17 protein-coding genes and 1 riboswitch are annotated in these 15,778 nt (G+C 38.0%); of the genes, 8 read left to right on the forward strand and 9 right to left on the reverse strand.

Annotation, left to right across the window (positions count from 1 at the left end):
- Positions 1 to 125 precede the first annotated feature (125 nt).
- Both H6F62_RS11720 and rpsU read left to right on the forward strand, forming a co-directional pair.
- The gene (locus tag H6F62_RS11720; protein ID WP_137906861.1) at positions 126 to 467 is read left to right on the forward strand and encodes an RNA-binding protein; all 342 of its coding nucleotides are present in this window, start codon (positions 126 to 128) and stop codon (positions 465 to 467) included.
- Positions 468 to 737: 270 nt separating this feature from the next.
- On the forward strand, positions 738 to 935 hold the full coding sequence (rpsU, locus tag H6F62_RS11725; protein ID WP_015078697.1) for a 30S ribosomal protein S21: 198 nt from the start codon (positions 738 to 740) through the stop codon (positions 933 to 935).
- An 85-nt stretch (positions 936 to 1,020) separates the two neighbouring features.
- Here rpsU and H6F62_RS11730 read toward each other — a convergent pair whose 3' ends face one another.
- The 3 genes from H6F62_RS11730 to H6F62_RS11740 form a co-directional block, all read right to left on the reverse strand.
- On the reverse strand, positions 1,021 to 1,908 hold the full coding sequence (locus H6F62_RS11730) for a hypothetical protein (RefSeq protein WP_137906862.1): 888 nt from the start codon (positions 1,906 to 1,908) through the stop codon (positions 1,021 to 1,023).
- A 138-nt stretch (positions 1,909 to 2,046) separates the two neighbouring features.
- Entirely contained in the window at positions 2,047 to 2,556 is a 510-nt protein-coding gene (locus H6F62_RS11735; RefSeq protein ID WP_137906863.1) for a hypothetical protein, read from the reverse strand.
- 120 nt (positions 2,557 to 2,676) lie between these two features.
- On the reverse strand, positions 2,677 to 3,324 hold the full coding sequence (locus tag H6F62_RS11740) for a class I SAM-dependent methyltransferase (protein ID WP_137906864.1): 648 nt from the start codon (positions 3,322 to 3,324) through the stop codon (positions 2,677 to 2,679).
- Positions 3,325 to 3,474: 150 nt separating this feature from the next.
- On the opposite strand from H6F62_RS11740, the gene H6F62_RS11745 reads away from it, so the two are divergent.
- A complete protein-coding gene (locus H6F62_RS11745) occupies positions 3,475 to 4,308 on the forward strand; it encodes a hypothetical protein (RefSeq protein ID WP_137906865.1) in 834 nt (277 codons plus the stop codon).
- A gap of 115 nt (positions 4,309 to 4,423) precedes the next feature.
- Here H6F62_RS11745 and H6F62_RS11750 read toward each other — a convergent pair whose 3' ends face one another.
- The 3 genes from H6F62_RS11750 to ntrB form a co-directional block, all read right to left on the reverse strand.
- Positions 4,424 to 5,257: a nitrate ABC transporter ATP-binding protein gene (locus H6F62_RS11750; protein WP_137906866.1), complete on the reverse strand. Its 834-nt coding sequence runs from the start codon at positions 5,255 to 5,257 to the stop codon at positions 4,424 to 4,426.
- A gap of 31 nt (positions 5,258 to 5,288) precedes the next feature.
- The gene (locus tag H6F62_RS11755; RefSeq protein WP_190372141.1) at positions 5,289 to 6,731 is read right to left on the reverse strand and encodes an ABC transporter substrate-binding protein; all 1,443 of its coding nucleotides are present in this window, start codon (positions 6,729 to 6,731) and stop codon (positions 5,289 to 5,291) included.
- A gap of 77 nt (positions 6,732 to 6,808) precedes the next feature.
- On the reverse strand, positions 6,809 to 7,654 hold the full coding sequence (ntrB, locus tag H6F62_RS11760) for a nitrate ABC transporter permease (protein WP_137906868.1): 846 nt from the start codon (positions 7,652 to 7,654) through the stop codon (positions 6,809 to 6,811).
- 117 nt (positions 7,655 to 7,771) lie between these two features.
- Positions 7,772 to 7,968, reverse strand: a riboswitch (cyclic di-AMP (ydaO/yuaA leader).
- 492 nt (positions 7,969 to 8,460) lie between these two features.
- On the opposite strand from ntrB, the gene H6F62_RS11765 reads away from it, so the two are divergent.
- Positions 8,461 to 8,904 carry a hypothetical protein gene (locus tag H6F62_RS11765; protein ID WP_137906869.1) on the forward strand — a complete coding sequence of 148 codons (444 nt, stop codon included), beginning with the start codon at positions 8,461 to 8,463 and terminating at the stop codon, positions 8,902 to 8,904.
- Positions 8,901 to 9,503: a PIN domain-containing protein gene (locus tag H6F62_RS11770; protein ID WP_190372130.1), complete on the forward strand. Its 603-nt coding sequence runs from the start codon at positions 8,901 to 8,903 to the stop codon at positions 9,501 to 9,503. The genes H6F62_RS11765 and H6F62_RS11770 overlap by 4 nt, the downstream gene beginning before the upstream one ends.
- A gap of 352 nt (positions 9,504 to 9,855) precedes the next feature.
- Here H6F62_RS11770 and H6F62_RS11775 read toward each other — a convergent pair whose 3' ends face one another.
- Positions 9,856 to 10,572, reverse strand: a complete 717-nt coding sequence (locus tag H6F62_RS11775) for a GUN4 domain-containing protein (protein ID WP_137906871.1) — start codon at positions 10,570 to 10,572, stop codon at positions 9,856 to 9,858.
- A gap of 277 nt (positions 10,573 to 10,849) precedes the next feature.
- Here H6F62_RS11775 and H6F62_RS11780 point away from each other — a divergent pair, with 277 nt between their 5' ends.
- On the forward strand, positions 10,850 to 12,271 hold the full coding sequence (locus H6F62_RS11780) for an NADP-dependent isocitrate dehydrogenase (protein ID WP_137906872.1): 1,422 nt from the start codon (positions 10,850 to 10,852) through the stop codon (positions 12,269 to 12,271).
- 100 nt (positions 12,272 to 12,371) lie between these two features.
- Positions 12,372 to 12,947, forward strand: a complete 576-nt coding sequence (locus H6F62_RS11785; protein WP_137906873.1) for a Uma2 family endonuclease — start codon at positions 12,372 to 12,374, stop codon at positions 12,945 to 12,947.
- Positions 12,948 to 13,115: 168 nt separating this feature from the next.
- Here the strand turns inward: H6F62_RS11785 and surE are convergent, their stop codons facing one another.
- Positions 13,116 to 13,910, reverse strand: a complete 795-nt coding sequence (gene surE / locus H6F62_RS11790; RefSeq protein WP_137906874.1) for a 5'/3'-nucleotidase SurE — start codon at positions 13,908 to 13,910, stop codon at positions 13,116 to 13,118.
- Positions 13,911 to 14,112: 202 nt separating this feature from the next.
- Here surE and pheS point away from each other — a divergent pair, with 202 nt between their 5' ends.
- The gene (gene pheS, locus H6F62_RS11795) at positions 14,113 to 15,105 is read left to right on the forward strand and encodes a phenylalanine--tRNA ligase subunit alpha (RefSeq protein ID WP_137906875.1); all 993 of its coding nucleotides are present in this window, start codon (positions 14,113 to 14,115) and stop codon (positions 15,103 to 15,105) included.
- A gap of 31 nt (positions 15,106 to 15,136) precedes the next feature.
- Here pheS and H6F62_RS11800 read toward each other — a convergent pair whose 3' ends face one another.
- Positions 15,137 to 15,700, reverse strand: a complete 564-nt coding sequence (locus tag H6F62_RS11800; protein WP_137906876.1) for a Uma2 family endonuclease — start codon at positions 15,698 to 15,700, stop codon at positions 15,137 to 15,139.
- Positions 15,701 to 15,778: the final 78 nt, after the last annotated feature.

Consider the following 15,778-nt stretch of genomic DNA (forward strand, 5'->3'; position numbering starts at 1 on the left):
TCATGTAGTGCTATACTTGGGGAAATAAGGATTATTTTCGGTTGAGTAAGTCGTTTTAAGATTTTTTTAAATACGTCTCTCCGAATCTAACTCTCTACACTCTCTGATTTGGGAGACCCCATTTTATGACGATTTACGTTGGTAATTTGTCCTATCAGGTAACAGAGGAAGACCTGAAACGGGCTTTTGCGGAGTACGGAACAGTTGGTCGTGTACAGCTACCTACAGACCGGGAAACTGGTCGTCCACGGGGTTTTGCCTTTGTGGAAATGGAAAAAGAAACAGAAGAAGCCGCAGCCATTGAAGCACTTGATGGCGCTGAATGGATGGGCCGTGATTTAAAAGTGAACAAAGCTAAACCCAAAGAAGAGAGAAGCTCTCCTCGCAGCGGTGGCGGCGGCGGTTGGGGTAATCGTGATCGCAGCGGTGGCGGTGGCGGTGGAGATCGTGATCGCAGGAGATCGTGATCGCAGTGGTGGCGGTAATCGTCGCTAGTAAGTCTGTTTAAAAAAAATTAACATCTAGAGTATCCAGCAGATACAGCCCCAGGCTCAATGCTGCTGGAATATTTTATTTTAGTTTGATTAATTAAAGAACCGTGGAACACACGGTCTTAAAGCTCAGTTAACGTCTTCAAAAAAGAGTCGCTGAGAAACCCACATTCATCAAAAAAGGAGGATGTGGAGTATGTCACTTCTGGCTGTCAAGCATTTAATTCAGAATTAGGAGGAATAGGAATGACACAAGTGGTTTTAGGTGAAAATGAAGGTATTGAGTCAGCATTGCGAAGATTTAAGCGGGAAGTTTCCAAGGCGGGAATTTTCCAAGATATGCGGAAAAAGCGTCACTTTGAAACACCTTTAGAAAAAGAAAAGCGTAAAGCTATCGCTAGACACAAACAACGCCGTCAACAGCGTTCTCGCTTCAAACGATAAATTTTTAGTCCCATTGGGATCATCCTGAACCGCCTTGCTAGGATTGAGGATGATCCCACGGGTTATTTTTTTATGCAATTAACTGCTAGATTTCCGCTAATGCTCGCTCAATTAAACGCCGTGCTAAGGTTTGTGTTCCTGTGTGTTCATAGTAATTTGTAGCCACATCTAGAAATGCTGCTAGATAGTCTAGTTTGTCATCAGACATTTCCATGAAAGATTGCAAATTACCAATTACTTTTTGTGGGGTTAAATTATGGCTTGTTACCAGCCCACTCATCCAACCGCTAACTGATTCAAAACTGTTACCGATAAAGTCGAGTTTACCAGCATCGCTACCACCAGGAATAGTATTTTTGATGCTTTGGAAAGTCTGGTTTTGGTTTAGATCTTGGGGACTGGTTTGACTAATCCAAGAGAGGGCTTTGTTAATAAAATCAGGTCCAAGGGGTATTAAACCATCAACACAAACTAATGCTACCATGCGAATTAGGGACTCTCCAGCATACTCACCTAAAGAAGCAACAAAATCGCCAATACTGTCTCCAGGAATGCCATTAATTTGACAAAAGGCGACGACTTCAGCAACTATTTTCAAAGTGAGATCAATAGTTTGAGCTTTGTCTGCTTTGGGAGTCACGGCGTTTAAAAAACCGAGAAAAGGAATTTTTTCCCCAACTTTATTAGCTAAAGCGGCTGCACCTAAAACCTTATCTGTACCGTCAACAGTTTGATACAGCCAGAGCGCGGTTTGATATCCTTGGGATTTGTCGTTAAATAGATAAATTGCTCTTTCGCCAATTTGTTGAATTAGATCTTCGTCTGTTTCACCAGTAACAGTTTTAATGGTATTCACAAAACCAACCGTATTGTGCCATTCACCGGGAGCAACGAAATCCAAAGCATTTAATAGGGAAACTGTCAAATTATTGGTAGGAAGTTCATCAACTAATTGGTAAATTGGTTTACTCACAAAAATCTCCTTATTTTGTATTCATGGTTTTGTATTCATGTCAATTGCTAGTTGGGAAATAGGCAAGAATTTTCTTAATTACCAATTACCAATCACTGGCCTAAACTAGATAACCGGGAACATTAATTAGTTAGCTAACTATTTCAAATTAGCTAAACCATCAAGATTAAACTTCTCTATCCATATTGCGCGATCATTAGCTGTGAATAATGGATCTTTAGAAATAACCTTGACTTGGTACTTATTCACCAAAACCGAAGTTTGAGTTTTTCCAAGTTGTATAGAGGGATAACCGCCTATTTTCTCAGTGCTGTTAGCAAATTTCGCCGCTGCTCCCGGTATACTGCTGGTATCAGAAATTGCCAATTGAGCAACTACTTTACCATCTTTTTTCAGGTTGGCCTCCGAAAAGCCTTTTTTCTCTTGGGTATAAACTCGATCATAACCATCATCACTACCAGGGAAGAATTGATTTAATTTGCTACCCTGAGTCGCATCTTTAACTACAGCCTGTCCGCTTTTTTGTCGGGTACTTTCCTGTTGTACCTGATCAAAGCGACTAGGTGGTTTTGGTGAACAAGCCGTAGTCAGCAAGACAAATGATAGTAATACAGCAGCTAAAATTCTCCGTCCACGATTTGTTACCATTTTTGGCTTCTCCTTGATAGTTAGGCTTGTGTTGTCACCCATTAAACCAGAAAATTTACTTTTAAATAATTATCGAATGTATTGGGAATCACATATTTTTTGATATTTTTGGATTATACACTAGACTAGGCGATGAGCTATAACCGCATAAAAAGGATCTCCTCCGGGTACTCCCAACCACTGTAAAAAATTTGGCGTTGTTGACTTTGAGCAAATTACTTCTGGGGTTGAGAATCCTGGTATTGACCTAAAGTAGCCCTTGACCAATTCTACCCTAAAAGCTTCTGAACCGTCTCGCCAAACTTGAATAGCTTTTTGAAAAAACATCCGGTTAGAAAAACTAATAATTGCTATCCCACCAGGTTTAAGAATCCGGTGTATTTCAGAACATACAGCCTCTGGGTATTGAAGATACTGCACAGAAACACAGTTAATAACAGCATCAAACTCTTGATCTAAGCAAGGTAACTGAGGATTTATGTTGAGATTCTGGACAAAATAATGATTTAATTGAGGATTTCGGGCTAATTCCTCAGCATTAAGTCCATGGCCTTCTACATGAGCAAAATCTCTATCTGTGGGTAAATGGGATACCCAACTACTCATCATATCAAGAATCCGCGCATTAGCTGGGATTCGCTGACGATACAAATCCGTTAATTGCTGAATAAAACCCTCATCTACATGAGTGACAAAGCGGGGGTAACTATAGAATAACTGATCATCTGAGTCATCTAATTTAATTCGTTGATTTGGTTGCAGTAGCATAAATGTCTTATTTGGTAGATTGGATAATTTTGGCTAGTATCTTAATTGATAGATACATAAAAATTTTAGATCAATATCAAAGAAAAGCATAATTAGGAGTATGTTAAAATACAGAAATATTCTCAAATAATCAAATAGTGCAATTTCACAATGAAAAAATCAATTTCCCCAATTGCTGTAATTCTTAGCTGTGTATCTTTGATAGCTTGCGCTAGTGGACTAAAGGATACATTTAAAGAAGAAGCTGCTGCTACTGTAACACAAAATAAAATGAAAACTGATCTGGTAGTAGCAAGTGAAAAACAGAATAAACAAGCATCTTCTCTACAATCAGAAACACAAGAGAAGAAAGAACCTGTTGGTAAAAACCTAGACAACAGTAAGAAGACTAAAAAAGGTGCAAATCAACAACCAAAGGAGGGAACAGTTAAAAAAATAGTCAATGGTGATTTAATGTGTTATGTCACCTTAGTAGATAATAAAGGAATAGAACACAATGTGGGCGCGAGTTTTGAAATTTGCGCTGACGAGAAGAAATTTATAAATAAAAAAGTCCGCGCTATTTATGAAGTAACATCAGTTAATGATTGTCAGAGTGTAGAACCCTGTGGGAAAAGTCGCAAAGAATCAATCATTACTAAAATGGAAGTTGTGAATAAAGTTTCCCAAAAAGATTCATACACCTTGAGTGATGGTAAATGGAAGATTGCTATTAGTAATAGCAACTCTTGGAATGGGGTGAATGGTAAAGGAAATGTGAGTTATCAAGGATGTGATGCTAATGGTAAATGTGTGAGTTTAACAGGAGGTAAAGTTGTTTGTCGTCATGGTGTATGTCGTACAGTTTGGAAAGGTGGAAATTACACTTACATTTTAGAACAAGCCATTACTGAAAATGGTAATGCTGATTCTACTTTGACAGTCAGAAAAGGTAGAACTGAGGTTTTGAAAGTTACAGGGTTGAAAGCTATACCTGATAGATAATCAAAAAAACACCCCAGTTTATTTTTACTGAATTATTCAATGTTAATTGATTATTAGTTGTTGCATAATAGCGGTATGAATTGTGTTTTTCTCCTGAAATCAGCAACGCCAATTATTACTCTTCTGGGGTAAAATTTTGGTCCAGAAAATTAAGAGCGTGGTTGCGGAGTTCAAAATATTCCGTTGAGTTGCGCATGGCCATTCTATCTCTAGGATGTGCAAAAGGAACTGTTAAAATTTCTCCAATGTTTGCAGATGGTCCATTAGTCATTAAAATGATCCGATCTGACATATAAATTGCTTCGTCCACATCATGGGTAATCATCATAACTGCTTGACGATGATGTTCCCAAATATCTAATACTTGACGTTGTAATTTACCACGAGTTAAAGCATCTAAAGCACCAAAAGGTTCATCCATTAATAACATTTTGGGACGAATTGCTAAAGCTCTAGCAATACCTACCCTTTGTTTCATCCCTCCAGAAATTTCATCAGGATATTTGTCAGCCGCTGCTGTCAAGTTTACCATAGCTAAGTGTTCATTGACAATGCTAATTTTTTCGGCACGATTAGCATTTTTTAATACTTCATCTACAGCTAAACGGATATTTTCGCGGACGGTTAACCAGGGTAATAATGAGTAATTTTGAAATACCATCATTCTCTCTGCTCCTGGTTTACGAATCTCTTTTCCCTCTAAACGTACAGAACCAGAAGTAGCTTTTTCAAAACCGCCAATTATTTTTAATAATGTCGATTTACCGCAGCCAGAATGACCAATTACAGAAATATATTCATCTTCACCAATAGTTAAATTAATATTATTTAAAACGACAAATTTGCCTTTATCTGGGGTGGGATAAGATTTAACTAAGTTCTCGATTTCTAAAAATCCGTTTCGTTGGCTTTTTGTAGTATTATTATCTGTTAAAGTTGGATATGCCATGATTAATCACCCTTGATATAATTAACTTTTTTTAAGACATAAAAAATCGAGCAGGAGCATTAGCGCGAATATCAAAACTATGAAGATATCCTACAGGATCACTAGGATCAAATCCTTTTTTATCTATAAATGCCTCTGGAGGTTCAACCTTATAATCATTTGTGGGACATTGAATACCCATTTCTGTGGCTATTTCCCGATATAAATCTGTTCTCCAACCTTTTGCGGCTACTTGTTCGGCGTTTTTAGGAATTTCTTTAATTTGTCCCCAACGGGCTGCTTGAGTCATTAACCAAAGACTGCGAGAACGCCATAAAAATGTTGAATGTTCTCCTATTTCGTGGGGAATATTGTTAGGAAGATCATAAAAGATTGTGGTATCATCTGCTTTTATCGTGCGGTCTTGACCATCAAAACCACCATAGTTGTAATTGCCAATAATTCCCGGTCCGGTAAACTTAGTAATGGGAACACCTGATTTTTTGGGTTTTGCACCAGTAAAAGCACGTTCTGTGAGTAATTCGGCTATTTGTTGACGATTTTCAGATCGGCTACAATATTGACAAGCTTCTATCATCGCTTTTACTAAAGAACGGTAAGTTTTAGGGTAATTAATAATAAAAGATTCCATTACCCCCAATAGTCTGTCTGGGTGTCCATGCCATATTTCCTTACCTTGAGCAAAGGTAAAACCAATACCTTCATTGCCCGTAATTGCTCTAGTATTCCAAGGTTCAGCCACCATGTAAGCTTGCATGGCGGCAATTCTCATATTTGTCACCATTTGCGGTGGAGGAACAATGATCACCCGAAATTCTTTAAGAGGATCAACACCCGCAGCAGCGGAAAGATAACGAGCAAAATATTCATAAATGGCAGAACTGAGGACTACAGCCCAGATTTTCTTTTCTGGGGGTTGTTGATCAAAATAGCCGCGAAAGTCCCTTCCAAAGGCTTCTAAAGCCCCCTCAGCGTATTTCTGTTGATATTCGTACCAAGGACGGATACCATAGTCCCACATTTCCTTATTCATGGTCATAGCGTTACCATGTCGGTGGATAGTCATTGCAGCACATAGGGGAGCATGACGGGCACCTTCCGCGCCAATTCTAGCATTAGTGACAGCACCGGAGACGACAGGAGAAGCGTCGAGACGACCAAAAATCAAGCCGTCGCGGGAAGTAGCCCAACTAGCTTCCCGGTTGAGTGTGACATTTAAGCCATATTTACGGAAAAATCCTTTTTTCCAAGCGATCGCAAATGGCGCACAATCATTAACAGGGACATAACCAACAGTAATATTAGGTTTCTCTAAATCTTGGGGTCTAACTACTGGTGTCACCGCTAAAGCTTCCTCTGTTAGTCCTTTAGCAGACCTATCTCCAGAAACAGCACAGGACGATAATATAATTCCCGCAGTTGTTGCACCCATTCCCGCAATAAAATCCCTGCGAGTTAAATGACTTTCACTCATCATAATTAATCATTAATAATTGAAAAATTCTCTTGAACCTCTGTGCGCCTCTGCTCCTTTGCGTCAGCAAAAAATCATTAACCTCCTGGACGGTGAGTAACTAACTCTTGAATTTTGCCCACAGCATAATCTAAAATCAACCCTGTTAAACCAATTATAAACACTGCTAAAAAGACAGAACTCAGATTTAAACGACTCCATTCGTCCCAAACAAAAAAGCCAATTCCTATTCCCCCGGTGAGCATTTCTACAGCTACAATTACTAGCCAAGCAATGCCTAAACTAATTCGCAAACCAGTAAAAATATAAGGTAAACTAGCAGGTAAAATGATTTTAGTAATTTGTCGCCAGCGCGGCATTTCTAAAACCTGCGCTACATCTAAATAATCTTTGGGGACGCTAGAAACTCCCAAAGCAGTATTAATAATTGTTGGCCATAGCGACGTAATGAAAATGACAAAAATAGCGGAAGGATCTGCTAAATTAAAAAGAGATAAAGAAATGGGCAACCAAGCCAATGGAGATACTGGTTTAAAAATCTGAATAATGGGATTAAAAGCCAGCATTGCCGGTCTAGACATTCCGATTAAAAAACCCAAAGGAATGGCCACTAAAGCACCCAAACTGAATCCCAATATTACCCGGCGTAAACTGGCTAATAATAACCAACCAACTCCTAAATCACCTGGACCTCTTTCATAAAATGGATGTAAAATATAGTCCCAATTAGCAATTAAAGCTTCTGGTGGTGTAGGCATTAATTCATGATTAGCTAATGCTACCACCCACCATAATAAAATAATTCCTAAACAGCCTAAGGCCGGGAATAAGAAAGTATCTTGAAAAATTACTGATTTGGCCTTTCTCCACACAGTTTGACTAGCAACTGCAACAATGGCAGCTAAATTTAGTTGCAATATCATTTATTTTACCTCAGCAGAGTTAAGCGCGGGTACAAAGAAATTAAATTAGATAGTACCAACCTTGGACACTGATGAGATCAGAACGTCATTATAATTAATTATTATGATTCTGTCTCTTCAGTCTCCTCTCAATGCCTAGGAAGTTAGCTGACGGGCTAGGGTTGAGAGATACCCCTTTTTACTTTATTTTAGAGGGTGTTTGAACTTTAAAACTCAAATTAATCAACTAATCAAGACAAAAATACGCCCCATAAATAATTTGGTTCCTCCGTTCCAGTGCTACTGTTGTAAACTGGACTAGGCTGACTTACTTGAAATTAATAGTAGCATTCTAACATTGATATCTAGTGATAACATCAGTATTGATCATAAATATTAGTTACTTAACTACTGAATTTTATGCACTTTTAGGGAGAAAAATCTACAGAAATTGCTGATAATCAACAATTATCAACCGGAATAGTGATATGAAATCTGGAACTTTATAGTTAAGCTTGATATAGCAGTTCCTATGCTCGTGAGGTATAAAGTTTTTTAGTTTTAGGGAACAGTGAATAAATACAGCCGTTTCCGCTCTTATGAGGTACATCTTAAGCCCCCTTATCGCTTGCGGGGAGGGTTTGGGGGTGGGGTTCTTGTACCTCATAACATTGAGAAGTGCTGTAGGTGTGTACTTCATTAGACCGGTAAACGAAATATAATTAGATGTTTTTCGTTATAATTCGATGTAATCAAAATTCAAATAAGATCATAAGAATTTGATTTATAATAAAAAAATATAAACTCTAATTAAGAGGTAAAATACCATGCTAAAAATACAACCTCCAACTGTAATTGATTTTCAACCAGCAATTACTGCTAAAGATAAGGATGATAAATCTATTTTAATGATAGATGTGAGATTTTCCGCTATGTATTCTTCCCCGGATCTTAATATCTTAAAAATGGAACAATACCAGCATATTCCTTTTTTAATGTTTGTTAATTCTAATGTCATGAGAATCTTTAAGAGTCCGACTTTTAGAGAAGTAGCAAGATTGGACACGAAAAAGGTTTTAGAACATTATGATCCAGGCAGTATTGAAGGCATCATCTATCAATCTACTTTAATAACTCTAACTCAATCATGGTTAAGAGATTTAGCTTATCATTGGAAAAGTGAGACCCCCCCTTACATTAAGGAAATGAAGGAAATTGGCTTATTTACTCTTTTGTTTGATGGTACAACAGAGGAGTTAGAATTATTATGATTATTTATTTAGAAACTAATTCAATTATGGCAATTGCGAAAGGGAGAAATAAAGAATTAGAAAATTTTGTCTATGACTCCTCAGAAAATTTAAAGTTTGTTATTCCTAGTATTTGTTTAATGGAAACTCTGGTAGCGATAGAAAGAGAAGAAAAACGTAGTCAATCTTTTTCTCAAACTATTCAAATAGAAATGAATGAAGCTAAACGAAATAAAGAATTAACTAATTCTCAATCTTTTGCCAATTATTTAGAACTTTGTTTGATTGATTATGGAAAAGTATTACGGGATTTTAGAAAGCGTTTTTTGAATATTATCGAATATTTAAAAAATCATGGTGAATTAATTGAACCAAGCATTAAAATGTTAGAAGCTACTTTAAATAATCCTTTGCTACCTGGGAAAAATCAAAGAAGAGATGATTTTATTTTACAGGTTATTTTAGCTCATGCTGAAAATAATTTATCAACGGATAAAGTTTTTTTTAGTGAGAATACTAAGGAATTTGGTAATACTAATATTCAACAGGTATTAGCTAATTTGGGAATTAATTATTTTAGTAGAATCTCTAATTTAGAAGGATGGTTAAATAAACAATAAAAAATGCTAACTTGCATGGTTAATTTTCAAATTCTTCTAATGGAGCATCAAAATTATCAGCAATAGAAATAATATCTTTGTCTGTACCAAATAAAAGAAATGATTTCTTTAGATAGTGAACTTTAACAGCTTTTATCATTGTCATCAATGGATATAATAAACGGGTTACAATCATTAACAAGAAGATTTTTATTAACCAAATTAGAAAATGATGAAAAATTATTGAATATATCTCCCATATTGAGAGAATATTTCAGAATTAATCATCATTAATTATACCAATAATACACCCTTCTTATCTTCGCGCCTCTGCGTCTTGTGCGTGAAAAAAATATTCAGTATAGTAAAACACCTACTTATTCCAAGCAGGATGACACAACAGAGAAGACATTACCCGTACCCCACGCAATTGATTAGAGAGGGGTAGATGACCTCTAGGGGCAGTTAAATCCCAGGTGAACCCGTGGGGGTATCTTGTCCAGTTATTACCATTCTTCCAGCCGATTTTCGGCCAGAGGTTAACCCAATTTTTATTTAAACCTAACCAAATTTCTCGTTGTACGGAAAAGCCGAATTTACCTTGTGAGTGAACTACCCAAAGTTGATTAATAGTGCGTAGGTCTTGAATTGATAGACTTTCGACTTCTGTGAAGTATAGCCATTTTCTTTTTACTGCTTGAGAACCTGCTGCTTCACACATCTTCTGAATTGTCAAGAGGTCTGCTGCTTGAAAATCTTGATTTACAAGTAGCTTTTGCAAAGAATTGTAACTGATCCCACAGTCCGATTTTAGAGGTACAATTCCTTCAGGAAAGTTAGTTTGTAGAAATTCCTGACTTGTCGGTGCATCAGTATTGTAAATGACTTGGTAGACTTGGCCATCAATCCAAGTTGCTGGGTGGTCACGACGTTTCAGCAAAAATTCCTTCAATACCTCTAACCCATCATTACCCAAGTCAGCTAACTGCGGGATGATTTGTTGTTGGACTTTTTCGGACCCAGCGATTAACTTTTGGCGGAGGGAGTCAAGATCATTTGTAGTGCCTGATACAATCATTGGGTCTGTCATGCCATTACTCGTGTTAGCGTGAGCGTGAATAAACTATCTATTGCTATCGGTTATTCTACAAAATGAAGCACAAATAGCGAAAAGTAGTTTACTTCAAATCTTGGGGAAATTTGGAAAACCCCGGAGTGTGTATCTGAAAAAATCACTCCCGGTGGCTTTAGTGAAATCCTAGCCCACAATACTTTATCAGCTAAGGAGTGACAAAATCCAGGAGTGACAGAATAAATACTCCTGACTCCTAAGTTGGTGAACTTCTTCTATTTGGAATGTGTTAACTATGTACGAAAAGATTACTCCTCCCACCACCGGCGCAAAAATTACCTTCAAAAATGGTGAACCGGTTGTTCCTGAAAATCCCATTATCCCATTTATTCGCGGTGATGGTACGGGTATAGATATTTGGCCTGCAACGGAAAAAGTGCTTGATGCCGCAGTAGCAAAAGCATATAATGGCACAAGAAAAATTAGCTGGTTTAAGGTTTATGCTGGTGATGAAGCCTGTGATTTATATGGAACATATCAATATTTACCCCAGGATACATTGACGGCTATTAAAGAATATGGCGTAGCGATTAAGGGACCTTTGACTACTCCCGTTGGTGGAGGGATTCGTTCTTTAAATGTCGCATTACGCCAAATCTTTGATCTGTATACTTGCGTGCGTCCTTGTCGTTATTACGCTGGTACACCTTCTCCTCACAAAACTCCTGAAAAATTGGATGTTATTGTTTATCGGGAAAATACGGAAGATATTTATTTGGGAATTGAGTGGAAACAAGGTAGTGAAATAGGGAATCGCCTCATTAAAATACTCAACGAAGAGTTAATACCTGCTACAACAGAACACGGTAAAAAGCAAATTCCCCTTGATGCTGGTATCGGTATCAAACCTATCAGTAAAACTGGTTCTCAGCGTTTAGTTAGACGGGCGATTAAACACGCTTTGTTATTGCCTAAAAATAAGCAACAAGTCACTTTGGTGCATAAAGGCAATATTATGAAATATACCGAAGGAGCTTTTCGTGACTGGGGTTATGAACTGGCTACTACGGAATTTCGTCAAGAAACTGTTACAGAACGGGAATCTTGGATATTAGGAAATAAAGAGAAAAATCCCAATATTTCCGCAGAAGAAAACGCCCGTCAAATTGATCCTGGTTTTGATGCTTTAACACCAGAGAAAAAAGCCCAAATTGTCAAAGAAGTAGAAACAGTTCTGAATACAATTTGGGAAAGCCACGGCAATGGCCAATGGAAAGAGAAAATCATGGTCAATGACCGCATTGCTGATAGTATCTTTCAACAAATTCAAACTCGTCCAGATGAGTATTCTATTCTGGCTACAATGAACCTGAACGGTGATTATTTATCTGATGCTGCTGCTGCTATTGTTGGCGGTTTAGGCATGGGTCCAGGGGCAAATATTGGCGATTCCTGCGCGATTTTTGAAGCCACTCATGGTACAGCACCAAAACACGCTGGGTTAGATAAAATTAACCCCGGTTCTGTGATTCTTTCCGGTGTGATGATGTTAGAATATATGGGTTGGCAAGCCGCCGCAGATTTGATTAAAAAAGGATTAGGTGCAGCCATAGCAAATGGTCAAGTTACTTATGATTTAGCGCGGTTAATTGAACCACCTGTACAACCTTTAAAATGTTCTGAATTTGCTGACGCAATTATCAAACATTTCGGTTAGTTTCTGTTATCCTGAAATCAAGTGTTGAGATCCCCGACTTCCTCATAAAGTTGGGGATCTGGCAAATATGAGGATTACAGTCACTAACCAGGTTATTTGTATGGTTATGAGTGCTTTAAAACTAAATTTAAACACAGTTAATTTTACCGATGAACAGTTTTATCAACTATGTCAAAAAAACGGCGATTTAAAACTTGAACGGACAGCTAGGGGAGAATTAATTATTATGCCACCAGTGGGGGGAGAAAGCGGTAATCGAGAGGCTGATTTGATTATTGATTTAGGTGTTTGGAATCGGCAAACAGGACTAGGTTACACCTTTAGTTCTTCTACTATATTTAAATTACCAAATGGTGGCGATCGCTCTCCCGATGTAGCTTGGATTAAAAAAGAACGTTGGGAAGCACTCACTCCCGAAGAAAAACGCAAATTTCCCCCCATTGCACCAGATTTTGTGATTGAATTAAGGTCAGCAACAGACGATTTAAAAACTCTGCATCAGAAAATGCAAGAATATATGGATGCAGGAGTAAAACTGGCATGGTTAATAAATCCTCAACAACAAGAAGTAGAAATTTATCGTTCAGGAAAAGATGTAGAACTACGAAATCTACCTACAAAATTATTAGGAGAAGATATCTTACCGGGATTTAGTTTGAGTTTAGATTTTTATTAAAATACCCATAAAATACCCAATACTTTATCCCCATGCCAATCTTTGCACTAAAATAAACCTGAAATCGGTAAAAATGACATTTTAGGGTCACGTCTCTACAAAGGTTCTAGGAAATACACATTTAATTTTTGAAAATGTGTTTCTAACAAATATCAAATATGTGTAAAGTTAGGGGTTAAATTCCCATGTAGATAGCTGAGTCAGTCCATAGCCATAGGTCAGATTATACTGTAAAGGCGTAATGCTGATATAATTCTTTTCAATGGCATGAATATCAAGAGGGATGTGGTTTGGTAAATTTAACTCTAGGGGTGGTTCTACATTTTCTATCACCTCTCCGGTTAACCAGTAGTAAGTTTTACCTCTGGGATCAGTTCGCTTATTAAAAACATCCACGTAGCGTCTGACACATTGTCTGGTCAGGGTAACACCAGCAATTTCTTCCCAGGATATAGGAGGAACATTAACATTAAGTAACATTGATTCTGGTAGTGGTTGGGCGGCAATTTTGGCGACTAGGACTTCCGCAAATTTAGCCGCTGGTTGAAAGTCTTTATGAGTATGACTGGTTAAACTAAACGCAACACTAGGAATACCTTCAATTACTCCTTCCATTGCGGCCGAAACAGTCCCAGAGTAGAGAATTTCTGTCCCTAAATTTGCGCCTTGGTTAATTCCAGATAGCACTAAGTCGGGTGGAGAATCTAATAAAGCCCATAATGCCAATTTTACACAATCTGAAGGCGTGCCATCACAAGCCCAAGCTTTAATATCAGGATCAAAAACAGATTCTACTATTTCGGCGCGGATTGGTTGCAGTAAGGTTAATCCATGACCTGTTGCCGACCTCTCTCGATCTGGACAAACTACTGTCACTTCATGACCCGCTGCTGCTAAGGTGTTGGCTAAGGTACGAATACCCAAAGCAGAAATTCCATCATCGTTGCTAATTAGTAATTTCATTATGTCAGTTGATAGGTGACAGGTGATAGGTGACAGGTGACAGGTGATAGCAGATAGGTGATAGCAGATAGGTGGCAGGTGATAGCGGATAGCGGATAGTAAAAAATATTACCTCTTCCCTGTTTCCTGTTACCTGTCACCTCTTCCCTGTCACCTGTTCCCTACTATAGACTAATGACTAATCACCAATGACTAATAACTAATGACTAACAATTTAGAGGATCAACTTTTAGCATTACGGCAGGAAGGGGAAACAGCGATCGCCTCTGCTGATACCCTAGAACGCCTAGAAGAACTCAGAGTTAACTATTTGGGTAAAAAGGGGCAATTGGGGGCGTTATTACGAAGTATGGGGCAAATGAGCGCGGAGGAACGTCCTAAAATTGGGGCGATCGCTAATATTGTTAAAGAAGCTATTCAAAACAGCCTTGACCAACAACGCACATTTTTAGAAGCGGCGCAAATTCAGGCACAGCTAGAGGCTGAAACCATAGATGTCACCATGCCTGGTATTTACCGTCCCCAAGGTCGGATTCATCCCCTCAATGGCATTATTGACCAAACCCTAGATATCTTTGTCGGCATGGGTTACACCGTTGCCCAAGGATCAGAAATGGAAACAGATTACTACAATTTTGAAGCTCTGAACACCCCCCCAGATCATCCAGCCCGCGATATGCAGGATACCTTTTATTTACCAGATGGTAATTTACTGCGAACTCATACTTCATCGGTGCAAATTCGCTACATGGAAAAGGAAGAACCACCCATTCGAGTTGTTGCCCCAGGTCGAGTATATCGTAGAGATGATGTAGATGCGACCCACTCAGCAGTTTTCCATCAAATTGAACTTTTAGCCATAGATGAAGGACTGACTTTTACAGACCTGAAAGGAACTGTCAAGATATTTTTACAATCAATATTTGGCGATTTACCAATTCGTTTTCGCGCCAGTTATTTCCCTTTTACTGAACCTTCAGCCGAAGTAGATTTACAATGGAAAGGACGTTGGTTAGAAGTTATGGGTTGCGGTATGGTTGACCCCAATGTTTTGAAATCTGTAGGTTATGATCCTGAAGTTTATAGTGGATTTGCAGCGGGTTTTGGTGTAGAACGTTTTGCAATGGTGTTACATCAAATTGATGATATTCGTCGTTTGTATAATAGCGATTTACGCTTTTTACAACAGTTTTAATATTCAGGCGGGATTTTCCCGCCTTTGATAATTATGAATTAAAACTCAACCAACCAAAAATCTCTTGAACCGTTAATTCTAAATTTATATTTTCTAGAACTGGTAATTTATCGTCACTTTCATATATTTCTATTTTTTGTCCAGGAAAGACAGCCAATACACTTTCTTCTTCTGGGTTTAATAACCAACCTAATTCAGTTCCATGGCGGGAACAATGCAATAATTTAGTTAAGACTTTTTTCTGTGGTTGTTCAGGAGAAAGAATCTCTATTACCCAGTCAGGATGAATTTCAAAACGGTTAGCAATTCTCCCAGATTCAGTTTTGGGAATTCTCTCCCACCGGAACACGGCAATATCAGGCACAATGGTACTACCACCAAAAGTACAACGTAGTTCTGGGAAGGCTATGGCAATTTTTTGAGTTCTAGTGAGTCCATTGACAACTTCAATAAAAGTAGTCTGAATTAAGCTGTGTTCACCTTGTGGCATAGGTTTTTGCAGGATTTCCCCGTTAATAAATTCTGATGCTGGTTTAGTTTCTGGTAACTTGACAAAATCTTCTAGTGTAATCTGGCGTTCAGTGGCTATAGTCATAATTGGTAACTAGAAAGCATAGTTATATTATCAACGATAATGTTCAAATATATGTATTGATAAAAAATCGGGTGAGAG

Source organism: Anabaena sp. FACHB-1391, assembly GCF_014696755.1.
In the GTDB taxonomy this organism is placed as follows: domain Bacteria; phylum Cyanobacteriota; class Cyanobacteriia; order Cyanobacteriales; family Nostocaceae; genus Dolichospermum; species Dolichospermum planctonicum.